This window comes from Mesorhizobium sp. ORS 3428 (assembly GCF_001854785.1).
In the GTDB taxonomy this organism is placed as follows: Bacteria; Pseudomonadota; Alphaproteobacteria; order Rhizobiales; family Rhizobiaceae; genus Mesorhizobium.
In genome coordinates, this window is the sequence record NZ_MDFL01000108.1 from 60,678 (window position 1) to 74,034 (window position 13,357).

A 13,357-nucleotide genomic window follows, 5' to 3' on the forward strand; every position below is an offset into this window, starting at 1 on the left:
CGGTTCCATGCCGATCTTTATCGACCGCCGCCTGAACCCGAAAGACAAGAGCTTGGGCAACCGTCAGCGCTTCCTCAGGCGCGCCAGGGAAGAGCTCAAGCGGAGCATTCGCGACCACGTCCGCACAGGCCGCATCGCCGACCTGGACCGCGAGCATTCCGTGCCGATGCCGCAGAAAGGCACCAGCGAGCCGACCTTCAACGACGCCAAGGATAGTGGCCGGCGCCAGCATATCCTGCCAGGCAACAGGACGTTCACACCCGGTGATCTCATCCCCAAGCCTGGCGGCGGGGGCGCCGGCCCCTCGGGTCCGGGAACCACGGAATCCGAAGACGACTTTCGCTTTGTGCTGTCGCGCGAGGAAGTGCTCGACCTGTTTTTCGAGGACCTCGAACTGCCCGATCTGGTCAAGCTCAATCTCAAGCAGATACTCACCTTCAAGCCGAAGCGGGCAGGCTTCGCGGCGACCGGGTCGCCGACCAACATCAATGTCGGGCGCACGATGCGGCACAGCCACGGGCGCCGCATCGCGCTTAAGCGACCCAAGCAGGAGGATTTGGRCGCCATCGCTCAGCAGATCGCCGAGTTGGAAGCGAAGCCGCCAAACGAGGAGATCAGCGAACGGATCGCTGCTCTGCGCAAGGAACTGGAGCGCCTTGAACGCCGGCGCAGGCGGATCGCCTATGTCGATCCGGTCGACATTCGGTTCAACCGCTTCGACCCCCAGCCGGTGCCGAATGCCAGCGCCGTCATGTTTTGCCTGATGGACGTGTCGGGATCGATGGGAGAGCGCGAGAAGGATCTGGCCAAACGCTTTTTCGTGCTGCTGCATCTGTTCMTGACGCGGYGCTACGAGAGGACGGACATCGTTTTCATTCGCCACACCCATGAGGCCAAGGAGGTGGACGAGCACACCTTCTTCTATCACACTGAGAGCGGCGGCACCGTCGTTTCCACGGCACTCGAGGAAATGCACCGCATCATCGAAAAGCGCTATCCGGTCGCCGAATGGAACATCTACGCCGCCCAGGCTTCCGACGGCGACAATTTCGCCACCGACTCGGAGCGCTGCATAGAGCTGCTTGACGGCAAGCTTATGCGTCTTTGCCAGTATTTCGCCTATGTGGAGATCATCGACGAACGGGAAAGCCACATTTTCGGCACGACAGAAAATGGGACGACGCTTTGGCGCGCCTACAGCGCAGTCGACGAGAAATGGCCGAACTTCCAGATAAGGCGCATCGCTGCCCCGGCCGATATCTACCCGRTCTTTCGCGAGCTCTTCGCCAGGCAGCCGGCCCTGCGCAAAGGCGCTTGAGGGCTTGACCAATGGTCAGTCAGGCGCGCAAAACCGAACTGCTTTTTTCCGGCTCGGACTGGGACTTCAAGAAACTGTCGCGGGTCTACGACGAGATCGAAGCGGTCGGGATCGAAGAGCTTCGCCTCGACATCTACCCTGTGCAGATGGAGGTCATCTCCTCCGAGCAGATGCTAGACGCCTATTCCTCGGTCGGCATGCCGCTGATGTATCAGCATTGGTCCTTCGGCAAGCATTTCCTTTACAACGAGCTGCTCTACCGCAAGGGCAGGCGCGGACTGGCCTATGAGCTGGTCATCAACTCCAATCCCTGCATCGTCTACCTGATGGAGGAAAACACCATGGCCTTGCAGGCCCTGGTGACCGCCCATGCCGCGCTTGGGCACAACCATTTCTTCAAGAATAATCATCTGTTCCGGCAATGGACGGACGCCGGAGGCATCCTGAGCTATCTGGATTTTGCCAAAAGCTACATAACCCGATGCGAGGAGCGGCATGGCCTGGCCGCCGTGGAGGCGGTGCTCGATTCCGTCCATGCGCTGATGGAACAGGGCGTATTCCGATATCATCGGCCGCCGAAGCTGACGTCGGAGCAGCAGCGCGAAGGGCTGCGCGAGCGCCTCGAATATGAGGAGCGGTCCTACAACGATCTGWGGCGCACGCTGCCCCCTTCGCCGGAGACCGACAAGACGGCACCAGACAGTGACGCCGTGGYCGAGCGCAAGAGGTCGCTCAACCTGCCGGAGGAAAACCTGCTCTATTTCCTCGAGAAAAACAGTCTCGTCCTCGAGCCCTGGCAACGCGAGATCATCCGGATCGTCCGCGTCATCGCGCAGTATTTCTATCCGCAGCGRCAAACCCAGGTGATGAACGAGGGCTGCGCCACCTTCGTGCACTACACGCTCATGAACATGCTTTTCGACCGCGGCCGCATCAGYGAAGGCGCCATGATCGAGATCCTGCGCAACCATTCCAACGTGATCTTCCAACCGGCTTTCGACGATCCGCGTTTTTCCGGCATCAATCCCTATGCGCTGGGTCTCGACATGATGCAGGACATCCAGCGCATCTCGACCGAGCCGACGGCGGAGGACCGCGACTGGTTTCCGGACATCGCCGGCCGTGGCGACTGGCGCGACACCTTGCTCGATGCCTGGGCCAACCACCGCGACGAATCCTTCATCCGCCAGTATCTGAGCCCGACCCTGATCCGGAAGTGGCGGCTTTTCGTGCTGGCCGACGGCGCCGACGAGCCGCACTACGAAGTCGCCTCGATCCACAATGAGCGGGGCTATGCCAAGATTAGGACCGCGCTGGCCCAAAGCTACGACGTGGGGGCGACCCGGCCCGATATCCAAGTGGTGGACGTGGACCTGTTGGGCGACCGGCATCTGCGCCTTCAGCACTCTGTGAAGGACGGCATCATGCTCGAGCACGCCAGCCGCGACGCGACCCTTCGCCATATTCGAAACCTGTGGGGCTATGACGTCAGCCTGGCGGCAATCGATGCTGAAACCGGCGCTATGCTCAGCGAGCGCTCGACAAGGGAGCTTTGACCCGAGCCCAAAAGCAATTCCAGGAAAAGTGCGACACGGTTTTCCGTCCGGAATTGCGTAAAAACAAAGGAATAGAGCGGTTTGCCGTTTCCGTGAAGCGGTGAACCGCTCTAGCCGTCGCCGGCGGGCCTGATCCTCAACCTCGCGATGCGGTTCTTGTCGCGCTTCATCACCACGAAGCGCATCCCGTGGAAGGTGAAGGCCTGCTTCTCCTCGGGGATCGTCTGCGTCTCGTGGATGACGAGGCCGGCGATCGTCGTGGCCTCTTCGTCCGGCAGGTCCCAGTCGAGCGCGCGGTTGAGATCGCGGATCGGCACCGTGCCGTCGACGACGACCGAACCGTCCGCCTCCTGCTTGACGCCCTGCACGTCGACATCATGCTCGTCGGCGATCTCGCCGACGATCTCCTCGATGATGTCCTCCAGCGTCACCAGCCCTTCGACCTCGCCATATTCGTCGACGACGATGGCGAAATGCGCCTTGCGGCGCAGGAAGGCGTTGAGCTGGTCCTGCAAGGTGGTCGTGTCGGGCACAAACCAAGGCTTCGACGCGATTTTTGTCACGTCAATCCTGGAAAAGTCGTTGCCGACCTCGTTCAGCGCCCTCAGCAAGTCCTTGGCGTGCAGCACGCCGACGATGTTGTCGAGCGAGCCTTTCCAGAGCGGCATGCGCGTGTGTGGGCTCTGCAGGATCTCGCGCACCACCATTTCCGGCGGATCGTCGGCATTGACGGAGCGCATGTTGGTGCGATGGACCATCACATCCGACACTTCGAGCTCCTCGAGATCGAAAAGCTCGCCCAGCCGGTCGCGGTCTTCGCGCGCCTGCCCGTTGCGGCGGGCGTCGTCACCATTCTCGTCCGGCTCCTCATCCTCCGGATCATCGGGATCGATCGGCTGCAGCGTGTAGCCGAAAGCGGCAAGCAGGCGTGTGCTGGACACAAGCGCCAGCACGACGACGGCGGCGAGCACGGCTGCAACGATCCAGCCGGCGTCGCTCATCCCGGATGGCTCGCCTTGAGGAAGGACAGCACTTCGGAGGGCGGCACGTCCTTGGCGATGAAAGCCTGGCCGACGCCGCGCGTCAGAATGAAGGTGAGCGCACCGCGCGAAACCTTCTTGTCCTGGGTGATGAAGCCGAGCAGCGCCTCGGCGTCCGGCAGGTCGCCGGGAATGTCGGCCATGCGCCAGGGCAGGCCGACTGCGCGAAGATGCGCCTCCACGCGCTCCGCATCGTCCGGGCTTGCCAGATTGAGGCGCGCCGAGAAGCGGTGCGCCAGCGCCATGCCGATGGCGACGCCCTCGCCATGGACGAGGCGGGCGCCGTCATAATTCGTGGCGGCTTCGAGCGCGTGACCGAATGTGTGGCCGAGATTGAGCAGCGCGCGGTCGCCGGTCTCGAATTCGTCACGGGCGACGACATCGGCCTTGGCGCGACAGGCCTCGGCTATCGCCTCCGCCCGCTCCGGGCCGCCGGCGAACACTTTTTGCCAGTTCTGCTCCAGCCATGCGAAGAAGGCGGGGCGGTCGATCAGACCGTATTTGGCGAGCTCCRCATAGCCGGCGCGGAACTCCCGAATCGGCAGCGTGTCGAGCACACCGGTATCGGCCAGTACCAGCTTGGGCTGATGGAAGACGCCGACGAGGTTCTTGCCGCGGGCGCTGTTGATGCCGGTCTTGCCGCCGACGGAGGAATCGACCTGCGCAAGCAAGGTGGTCGGCACCTGCACGAAGTTCATGCCTCGCCGCACGATGCCGGCGGCAAAGCCGGCAAGGTCGCCGATGACGCCACCGCCGAGTGCTACGACGACGTCGCGGCGTTCGAGCCTGGCGGCGAGCACGCCGTCGACCACCTCTTGGAGATGTGCAAAGCTCTTCGTCTTCTCGCCGGCCGGAAGCGTAACGACGGCGGCCTGGATGCCGCCTTTCTCAAGGCCGGCCTTCAGAGCTTCGAGATGCGCGGCGGCGACGTTCTCGTCGGTGACGATGGCCGCACGGGTGCCGGGAAGGCGGTTCGCAATCTCGGTCCCGGCGCGGGAGAGCAGACTGGGGCCGATCAGTATGTCATAGGCGCGGTCGCCGAGCCCGACCTCGACTTTCACCGGTTCGGTATCAATCACTGCTCCACCTCGTCGTCGCTGGTGGCGATCGCGGCGATCCCGAGATAGGAGCAAAGGGCACACACCACCTCGCCCGCGATCACTTCCTTTCGCTCGTCGCGGGTCGCGACCGTGATGTCGGCCGTGGCATAAACCGGATAGCGCTCGCCCATCAGCCTTTCCAGCACGCCGCGCGGATCGGGATCTTTGAGCAGCGGCCGGTTCTGCTTTTTCGAGACCCGCTCCATCAGGAGATCGAGGTCGGCCTTCAGCCAGACCGCCACGCCATGCGCCGCGATCGCCTCGCGCGTCTGCGCGTTCATGAAGGCGCCGCCGCCGGTCGAAAGCACCTGCGGCCCGTGCTCGAGGAGCCGCAGGATCACCCGCTGCTCCAGCGCCCGGAACTCGGGCTCGCCATAGCGCTCGAACAGTTCCGGCACGGTCATGCGCGACACGCTCTCGATTTCCTGGTCGCTGTCGATGAAGGGCAGCGAAAGCATCGTCGCCACCTTGCGGCCGATCGCCGTCTTGCCGGCACCCATCAGGCCGACAAAGACGATGGAGCGGCTGCCGAGCCGCTCGAGCAGCGCGGCACGACCTTCGTCCGGCGGATTTGCTGGTAGCGCGTTCATGCGGAACCCTTCTTTGCGCCGTATCGACATCAAAAGCCTGTTTGCGTCAAGCACGGCGCCGCAGCGACCGGAGCGGGCGGCTTTCCAACGGAACCCTCGTCGACGAAATCCTTCGTCCTTGAATTGCCCGGATTGGCGTCCCATAAGGGCACAGGGTTGGAATCGCAGCACAAGAAGACGGGCGAAAGCTGAATGCCGACATTGTTTCGCTTTGTCGTGACGCTCGCGGTTCTTGCAGGCATTGCTTACGGCGCGATGTTCGCGCTGGCGATGTTCGTCGAGCCGAGGAAGGCGGAAATGAGCGTGCGCATTCCCGCGGAAAAGCTCAATCCCAAGAAGAACTGAGCCCGCCGATATGAGCAGCGTGGCGCGCATCGAAGCCTTTCTGGAGATGATGAGCGCCGAGCGGGGGGCGGCGGACAACACGCTTTCCTCCTACCGCCGCGACCTGGAGGATGCTTCCGCCGCGATCGGCGGCGGCCTGGCGCAGGCGGGCGCGGCCGAAATCCGCGCCTATCTCGACGACATCGCGGCGCGCGGCTTCGCGCCGACCTCGCAGGCGCGCAAGCTGTCGGCGATCCGCCAGTTCTTCAAATTCCTCTATGCGGAAGGCCTGCGCAGCGACGACCCGACCGGCACGCTGGACAGCCCGAGGAAGGGCCGGCCGCTGCCGAAGACGATGACCGAAGCCGAGACCGGCCGCCTGCTCGACCGCGCGGCCGAGGAGGCGGCCGCTGCCGCGCCGGACGGCGACCGGCTGGCGGCGCTGCGCCTGCATGCACTGGTCGAGGTGCTTTATGCCACTGGCCTGCGCGTTTCCGAGCTGGTCGGTCTGCCGGTGACGGTGGCGTTACGCGACGACCGTTTCTTCATGGTGCGCGGCAAGGGCGACAAGGAGCGCATGGTGCCGCTGTCCGCCAAGGCGCGCGCCGCCATGCGCGCATGGCTTTCGGAACGGGCTGCCAGACCGGCCTTTGCCGACAGCCCCTATCTGTTTCCCGCCGCCTCCGACAGCGGCCACCTCTCCCGTCAGGTCTTCGCCCGCGATCTCAAAGGCCTGGCGGCCAGGGCCGGCATCGCTTCGGCCAAGATCTCGCCGCATGTCCTGCGCCATGCGTTTGCCAGTCATCTCTTGCAGAACGGCGCCGATCTGYGTGCCGTGCAGCAGCTGCTTGGCCACGCCGATATCTCCACCACGCAGATCTACACCCATGTGCTGGAGGAGCGGCTGGTGCGCTTGGTCAACGACCATCACCCGCTTGCCGACTAGGCCTCATACCGCTATGTGAGGGCGACGTTCCACCGCCCGGAGCCAGCATTTCCAGGGTTCCGCCAGCCATTGCCTTCCGACGGATCGGTCCGCCCAAGCATGTACAATTACCTCGATTTCGAAAAGCCGGTGCAGGATCTGGAGCTCAAGATCCTTGAGCTGAAGAAGCTGGCGGAGAGCGGCGAGGCGGTCGACGTCGCCGACGAGATCGGCAGGCTGGAAAAGCGTTCGCGCGACGCGCTGCGCGATCTCTACAAGGCACTCACCCCGTGGCAGAAGGTGCAGGTCGCGCGCCATCCCGACAGGCCGCATTGCGTCGACTACATCAAGGGCCTGTTCAGCGATTTCACGCCTTTGGCCGGTGACCGCAATTTCGGCGACGACCAGGCGATCGTCGGCGGCTTCGCCCGCTTCCGCGGAGAGCCGGTGGCGGTGATCGGCCAGGAGAAGGGCTCCGACACCGCAAGCCGCATCAAGCACAATTTCGGCTCGGTGCGGCCCGAGGGCTATCGCAAGGCGGTGCGGCTGATGGAACTCGCCGACCGCTTCAAGATCCCGCTTTTGACGCTGGTCGACACCGCCGGCGCCTATCCCGGCGTCGGCGCCGAGGAGCGCGGCCAGGCCGAGGCCATCGCGCGCTCGACCTCGGCCTGCCTGGCGCTCAAGGTGCCCTCGATTTCCGTCGTCATCGGCGAGGGCGGCTCCGGCGGCGCCATTGCCATCGCCACCGCCAACCGCGTCTACATGCTGGAGCACGCCATCTATTCGGTGATCTCGCCCGAGGGCGCCGCCTCGATCCTGTGGCGAGACACGACCCGCTCCAAGGACGCGGCGACCAGCATGAAGATCACCGCCCAGGATCTTCTCGAGATGAAGATCATCGATGCCATCGTTCCCGAGCCGATCGGCGGCGCCCAGCGCGCGCCGGACGCGGTGATTGCCGCCACCGGGGACCTCATCGCCAAGACGATGAAGGATTTTGCCGGCGCCAACACCGATTTCCGCGAGCAGCGCCGCGAGAAATATCTGGCGATGGGCCGCAGCCTCTGACCCGCCACACTTTCAACTGTGGCCAGATTGAGCATTTTTGCCACAAAAATGCCGCCGGATTCGGCTCAATGAAAATGCCGTGAGGGGTTTGCCAAGGCTTGCGGTAAGAAATTTTCAAGGTTAACGGGCTTACGGTCCTCCGGTGTTCAGCGTGCGGGCCGGCCGTGCCGAAGCCATTGGCCCGAAAGAAAAGACATAGCCTTGCCGATGTTTGCCAAGCTTGCCCGCACCGGAGTCCTGATCGCGTCGATAGGCGTTGCCGGCTGCAACGATTCGTCGATGAGGGATTTCGCGCCCGAGGCCAACAAGCCGCTGCCGGACAAGATCCTCGCCGACATGAAGGCCAAGGGCATGGTGCGAACCTCGTCGGTGATGGCGCGCATCYTCAAGGAGGAAGGCAAGCTCGAGATCTGGAAGGCCAAGACCAACGGCCGCTACGATCTTGTGGCCACCTACGACATCTGCAAATGGTCGGGCAAGCTCGGCCCCAAATACACCGAGGGCGATCGCCAGGCGCCCGAAGGCTTCTACACGGTGCGCCCGTCGCAGATGAATCCACGCTCGCACTACCATCTGTCCTTCAACATCGGCTTCCCCAACGCCTATGACCGGGCAAACGGCCGCACGGGTCAGAACCTGATGGTGCACGGCGCTTGCTCGTCGTCCGGCTGCTATTCGATGACCGACGCGCAGATCGAGYAGATCTACGCCTTCGGCCGCGACGCCTTCGAGGGCGGCCAGACCGAGTTCCAGATCCAGGCCTTCCCGTTCCGCATRACCGCCGCCAACATGGCGCGCTACCGCAACGACCCGAACTACGAGTTCTGGAAGATGCTGAAGGTCGGCTACGACAATTTCGAGATCACCAAGGTGCCGCCGAAGGTCGACGTCTGCGAGAAGCGCTACGTCTTCAACCAGGTTGCGCCTGAAGGCACGACCTTCAACCCGACCGGCCCCTGCCCCGAAACGACGCAGCCGGACTCGCTGAAGACCGCCTATGCCGACTACGAAAAGCGCTATGACACTGCCTTCAACGCCGCCATCAAGGGAAGCATGCTGCCGCCCAAGCCGGCCATCGCCGGCATCAAGGAAGCTAGCATCGTCTCCGACTGGTCGAAGCGCCGCGCCCGCGGCGAGCGCGTGCCGATCGACCCGCCGTCGATGAATGCCGACGGATCGGTGACCGAGACCACGCGCATGGGCCGCATCGATTCCCCGCTCGGGCGCAAGATGGCCGCGCTCGACGCCGAGAAGGAAGCCAAGCGCAAGGCCGAGGAGCAGCGGCTGGCGGCGATCGAGGCGGCCAGGGCCGCCAAGGAAGYAGCCAAGGCGCAGGCACTGGCCGAGAAGGAAGCCGCCAAGCAGGCGGCCCAGCAGCCGGTGGTCACCGCGGRCATGACGCAGCCGGCCGCGGCGGCGGTCGAGACCCAGGCGGCAAGCGCCGACGAAGGCAYGGTCTCGAAGCTGAAGAAGAAGCTGCTCGGCATGTTCGGCGGCTGAGTTTTCGACTTGGCCGGATCCGCCGTCTACGATCTGAAAGGGCTGAACTGCCCGCTGCCGGTGCTCAAGGCCCGCAAGCGCCTGGCCGCGATGCGGCCGGGCAGCCGCCTGTGGCTGGAAACCACCGATCCGCTGGCCGTGATCGACATTCCGGCCTTCTGCACCGACGCCGGCCACCAGTTGATCGAGACGGAGGCGGTCGACGGCGGCCACCGCTTCCTGGTCGAACGCGGCCGCGCCTGACTCTGCCTTAGAGCCCGGGGATCGCCAGCGGATTGGTCTCGAGCGCCGTCCGGTCCGGCGTATCGATCGACGGCTTGTTGGTGAAGGCGGAAAACAGCCGCCGGACATAATCCTCCGGCATATCGAGCGTGATCAGCACCAGCCTTGTGCCGCGCTGGTCGTCCGGCCAGGCCGGCAGCCTTGCCGGCGGGTGCAGGATCTTCTGCACGCCGTGGATCACCAGCGGCCGTGACGGATCCTCCATCAGTTCAATGAYGCCCTTCATGCGCAGCAGCTTCTCGCCATGCGTCGAGCGCAGGAGATCCAGGAACATCTCGATCGCCGAGAACGGCACCGGTCCGTCGTGGACGAGCGAGTGCGAGCGCACGCGGCTGTCGTGGCGATGGTGGTCGTGATCATGGTGGTCATGATCGTCGTCATCACGGTGATGGTCGTGATCATGCGCCGCCTCCTCGCCGAGCCAGCGCCGCACATCCGCGCTCTTGGTTTCGGGATTATAGAGGCCGCAATTGAACAGGGATGCCGCGCCTGTGGCGGGTTCGTTGACGTCGAGCAGAACGGCGCCCGGATTGATCTGCCTGAGCCTTGCCTGCAACGCCTCGACATCGCCCGCATCTGCAAGGTCGGTCTTGGTCAGCACGATGCGATCGGCGACCGCCGCCTGCTTCACCGCCTCGACATGATGGTCGAGCGTGGCCTCGCCGTTGACTGCGTCGACCAAGGTGATGACACCGTCGAGCCGGAAGGCCTGCACCAGCGCCGGATGYGCCATGATCGACTGCAGCACCGGCGCAGGGTTGGCAAGACCGGTGGTTTCGACCACGACGCGGGCAAGTCTGGCGATACGGCCGGTCTGCAGCCGGTCAACGAGATCGGCCAGCGTGTCGACGAGGTCGCCGCGGATTGTGCAGCAGAGGCAGCCGTCGGAAAGCTGGATGATGCCGTCCGAGGCCTGCTCGACCAGCAGATGGTCGACCGCCACCTCGCCGAATTCGTTGATGATGACGGCCGTGTCGGCCAGGGCCGGATTCTTCAGCAGCCGGTTGAGCAGCGTCGTCTTGCYGGCACCGAGGAAGCCGGTGAGCACCGAGACGGGAATGGGAAAACCGCCGCTCATCTGGCCGGTCACCGGCTAGTTGGCCGCCTTGGCCGGTTGGTCGCCCTGCGCGGCGGCAGCGGCTGTTGGGACCGGTGCCGGCTCGGCGCCGTCCGGCAACGGCTTGTCGGGCCGCCACGTCGGTAGCGGCACGTCGGCATACTCCTGGCTGCCCTGATCGACGAAGGCCTTGGGCGCCGGTCCGGTCGCGCCGCCGAGACCGACCGCGATCAGTGTCGGGTGGTCGAGTTTCACCTGATAGGGCGATTTCGCCTTGYCCTTGGCGGCGACGGTCGGCGCGGCCTCGGATTGCTCGTGCTTCGTCTTCTTCTTGCAGATCTCGTCATGCAAGTCGTTGGGCGTCAGTGTGTCGCCATAGGGCTGCAGTGCCGCCAAGCTTGTCGAGCCCGCGGCCGGCATGTCGAACCCCTGGTCGAGCAGCTTCGCCGCGGCCTCGGCGCGGCTGATGGCCGATTTCTCGCCCAGCACCACGGCTACCAGGGTGCGGCCATTGCGCRTCGCCGAACCGATCATGTTGAAGCCCGAGGAGCAGACAAAGCCGGTCTTCATGCCGTCCGCGCCGGGATAGCGCCCGATCAGCAGGTTATAGTTCGGCAGAGCCTTCTTGCCGACGGCAAGTCCTTCGATGGAGAACCACGGCGCGTATTGCGGGAAGTCGTTGCGGATCGCCGTCACCAGAACGGCGAGGTCACGCGCGGTCGTGTACTGGTCGGGCGAATAGAGGCCGTTCGGATTGACGAAATGCGTTCCGGTCATGCCGAGCCGGCCGGCCTCGGCGTTCATCCGGTCGGCGAAGGCCGCCTGCGAGCCGCCGATATTCTCGCCGATGGCCATGGCGATGTCGTTGGCCGATTTGACCAGCATCATCTTCAGCGCATTATCGAGCCGCACCACGGAGCCCGGCTTGAAGCCCATCTTGCTCGGCGGTTCGCCGGCYGAATGCTTCGTCACCTTGATCGGCGAATCGAGCGCCACCTCGCYGGCGGCGATCGCCCGGAACGTCACATAGGCCGTCATCAGCTTGCTTAACGAGGCCGGATACCAGCGCTTGAAGGCGTCCTGATGCTCCAGCACCTTGCCGCTCTTCAGGTCGAACAGCACTACCGGATTGGCGCGCGCCGCGCCGGCAAACATCGGCAGCGCCAGCGCCCCCGCAAGCAATAGGTTGAGGAAACGCCTTTGCCGCATCATGGAAATCCGAAATCGCCTCTTGCCGTAATTGCCGCAGGCTCCGTAAGATTTCGTTACGCGATAGCCGGCATGCTGCGGACCGACCCTCGACCCCGGACCACATTCTTGCGTGCTATTTATCCTATGTGACGCCAAAATGGCAAAGCGCCAGAGAATCACAATTGCTGAGCAGGCCTGAGCCGCCTGCCCCAACAAAGAAATGGACCGATCATGCCGATTCTCAACCGTGCCGCGGAAATGCAGGAAGAAGTCGCCGGCTGGCGACGACATCTGCACCAGACGCCAGAACTCAACTTCGATGTGTTTCAGACTGCCGCTTTCGTCACCGACAAGCTGCAGTCCTTYGGCTGCGACGAGGTTGTGACAGGTCTGGGCAAGACAGGTGTGGTCGGCATCATTCGCGGCCGCAAGGGCGATGGGCCAGCCATCGGGCTGCGCGCCGACATGGACGCGCTGCCGATCAACGAGATCACCGGCAAGTCGTATGCGTCGACCGTTCCCGGCAAGATGCATGCCTGCGGCCATGACGGCCACACCGCCATGCTGCTCGGCGCCGCCAAATATCTCGCCGAGACGCGCAATTTCGCCGGCTCCGTGGCGGTGATCTTCCAGCCCGCCGAGGAAGGCGGCGGCGGCGGCAACGAAATGGTCAAGGACGGCATGATGGAGCGCTTCGGCATCACGAAGGTGTTCGGCATGCACAACATGCCCGGCCTTCCCGTCGGCGAGTTCGCCATCAAGCCCGGCCCGATCATGGCGGCGACGGCCGAATTCACCATCACCGTCAAGGGACACGGCGGCCATGCGGCGATGCCGCATGGCACGATCGATCCGATCGTCGTCACCAGTCAGTTGGTCAGCGCATTGCAGACGATTGCCTCGCGCAGCACCGATCCGGTCGAGTCCGTGGTGGTGTCCGTGACCAAATTCCACGCCGGCGATGYCTATAACGTCATTCCGGAGAAAGCCGAGATCGCCGGCACGGTGCGCACGCTGAAGAAGGAAGTGGCCAGGAAAGCCGAAGAGCGCATCCGCACCATCTGCGCTGGGCTTGCGTCGGCCTTCGGCGCGACGATCGAGGTCGACTACGACGCCAACTATCCCGTCACCTTCAACCATCCGGAAGAGACGGTGTTCGCCAGCGACGTCGCCGCCGACGTCGCCGGCGACGCGCATGTCCACCGCGCCATCCAGCCGGTGATGGGCGGCGAGGATTTTTCCTACATGCTGGAGGCGCGCCCCGGTGCCTTCATCTTCATCGGCAATGGCGACTCGGCCGGCCTCCACCATCCGGCCTATGACTTCAACGACGAGGTCATCCCGCACGGTATGAGCTACTGGGTGCGGCTGGCGGAGACGGCGCTCGCCGCCTAACGCTCTCG

13 protein-coding genes are annotated in these 13,357 nt (G+C 64.2%); 8 read left to right on the forward strand and 5 right to left on the reverse strand.

Features of this window, described 5'->3' with window-relative positions; translation table 11 throughout:
* The first annotated feature begins 7 nt into the window (after nucleotides 1-7).
* Nucleotides 8-1,318 carry a YeaH/YhbH family protein gene (locus tag ORS3428_RS10610; protein ID WP_071097225.1) on the forward strand — a complete coding sequence of 437 codons (1,311 nt, stop codon included), beginning with the start codon at nucleotides 8-10 and terminating at the stop codon, nucleotides 1,316-1,318.
* 11 nt (nucleotides 1,319-1,329) lie between these two features.
* Nucleotides 1,330-2,874 (forward strand): SpoVR family protein, encoded by a 1,545-nt coding sequence (locus ORS3428_RS10615; protein ID WP_071097228.1) that lies wholly within the window; start codon nucleotides 1,330-1,332, stop codon nucleotides 2,872-2,874.
* A gap of 110 nt (nucleotides 2,875-2,984) precedes the next feature.
* On the opposite strand, the gene ORS3428_RS10620 is transcribed toward ORS3428_RS10615, so the two are convergent.
* The 3 genes from ORS3428_RS10620 to ORS3428_RS10630 are packed head-to-tail and all read right to left on the reverse strand — an operon-like array spanning nucleotide 2,985 to nucleotide 5,604.
* Nucleotides 2,985-3,875: an HlyC/CorC family transporter gene (locus ORS3428_RS10620; protein ID WP_071097230.1), complete on the reverse strand. Its 891-nt coding sequence runs from the start codon at nucleotides 3,873-3,875 to the stop codon at nucleotides 2,985-2,987.
* Nucleotides 3,872-4,993: a 3-dehydroquinate synthase gene (gene aroB / locus ORS3428_RS10625; RefSeq protein ID WP_071097232.1), complete on the reverse strand. Its 1,122-nt coding sequence runs from the start codon at nucleotides 4,991-4,993 to the stop codon at nucleotides 3,872-3,874. Before aroB ends, ORS3428_RS10620 begins: the two co-directional genes overlap by 4 nt.
* Entirely contained in the window at nucleotides 4,990-5,604 is a 615-nt protein-coding gene (locus ORS3428_RS10630; RefSeq protein ID WP_071097395.1) for a shikimate kinase, read from the reverse strand. Before ORS3428_RS10630 ends, aroB begins: the two co-directional genes overlap by 4 nt.
* Before the next feature lie 192 nt (nucleotides 5,605-5,796).
* Between ORS3428_RS10630 and ORS3428_RS10635 the strand changes: the two genes are divergently transcribed.
* The 5 genes from ORS3428_RS10635 to ORS3428_RS10655 all read left to right on the forward strand — a co-directional run bounded on the left by ORS3428_RS10635 (nucleotide 5,797) and on the right by ORS3428_RS10655 (nucleotide 9,667).
* Nucleotides 5,797-5,949 (forward strand): hypothetical protein, encoded by a 153-nt coding sequence (locus ORS3428_RS10635; protein ID WP_040973583.1) that lies wholly within the window; start codon nucleotides 5,797-5,799, stop codon nucleotides 5,947-5,949.
* Between the two features lie 10 nt (nucleotides 5,950-5,959).
* A complete protein-coding gene (locus ORS3428_RS10640) occupies nucleotides 5,960-6,874 on the forward strand; it encodes a site-specific tyrosine recombinase XerD (RefSeq protein WP_071097234.1) in 915 nt (304 codons plus the stop codon).
* Between the two features lie 99 nt (nucleotides 6,875-6,973).
* Nucleotides 6,974-7,924, forward strand: a complete 951-nt coding sequence (locus tag ORS3428_RS10645) for an acetyl-CoA carboxylase carboxyltransferase subunit alpha (protein ID WP_071097237.1) — start codon at nucleotides 6,974-6,976, stop codon at nucleotides 7,922-7,924.
* A gap of 207 nt (nucleotides 7,925-8,131) precedes the next feature.
* Nucleotides 8,132-9,424, forward strand: coding sequence for a L,D-transpeptidase family protein (locus tag ORS3428_RS10650; protein WP_071097239.1), 1,293 nt, complete (start codon nucleotides 8,132-8,134; stop codon nucleotides 9,422-9,424).
* Nucleotides 9,425-9,433: 9 nt separating this feature from the next.
* The gene (locus tag ORS3428_RS10655; RefSeq protein WP_071097241.1) at nucleotides 9,434-9,667 is read left to right on the forward strand and encodes a sulfurtransferase TusA family protein; all 234 of its coding nucleotides are present in this window, start codon (nucleotides 9,434-9,436) and stop codon (nucleotides 9,665-9,667) included.
* 7 nt (nucleotides 9,668-9,674) lie between these two features.
* On the opposite strand, the gene ORS3428_RS10660 is transcribed toward ORS3428_RS10655, so the two are convergent.
* Both ORS3428_RS10660 and ORS3428_RS10665 read right to left on the reverse strand, forming a co-directional pair.
* The gene (locus ORS3428_RS10660; protein WP_071097398.1) at nucleotides 9,675-10,784 is read right to left on the reverse strand and encodes a CobW family GTP-binding protein; all 1,110 of its coding nucleotides are present in this window, start codon (nucleotides 10,782-10,784) and stop codon (nucleotides 9,675-9,677) included.
* A 15-nt stretch (nucleotides 10,785-10,799) separates the two neighbouring features.
* On the reverse strand, nucleotides 10,800-11,972 hold the full coding sequence (locus ORS3428_RS10665) for a D-alanyl-D-alanine carboxypeptidase family protein (RefSeq protein ID WP_071097400.1): 1,173 nt from the start codon (nucleotides 11,970-11,972) through the stop codon (nucleotides 10,800-10,802).
* Nucleotides 11,973-12,185: 213 nt separating this feature from the next.
* Between ORS3428_RS10665 and ORS3428_RS10670 the strand changes: the two genes are divergently transcribed.
* Entirely contained in the window at nucleotides 12,186-13,349 is a 1,164-nt protein-coding gene (locus tag ORS3428_RS10670) for a M20 aminoacylase family protein (RefSeq protein ID WP_071097244.1), read from the forward strand.
* The last annotated feature ends 8 nt before the right edge of the window (nucleotides 13,350-13,357 follow it).

What these genes read in the sequence shown, in the direction of transcription:
- ORS3428_RS10630 (WP_071097395.1), bottom strand. Translation starts at nt 5,604, where the DNA reads ATGAACGCGCTACCAGCAAATCCGCCGGACGAAGGTCGTGCCGCGCTG.
- ORS3428_RS10635 (WP_040973583.1), top strand. Translation starts at nt 5,797, where the DNA reads ATGCCGACATTGTTTCGCTTTGTCGTGACGCTCGCGGTTCTTGCAGGC.
- ORS3428_RS10645 (WP_071097237.1), top strand. Translation starts at nt 6,974, where the DNA reads ATGTACAATTACCTCGATTTCGAAAAGCCGGTGCAGGATCTGGAGCTC.
- ORS3428_RS10620 (WP_071097230.1), bottom strand. Translation starts at nt 3,875, where the DNA reads ATGAGCGACGCCGGCTGGATCGTTGCAGCCGTGCTCGCCGCCGTCGTC.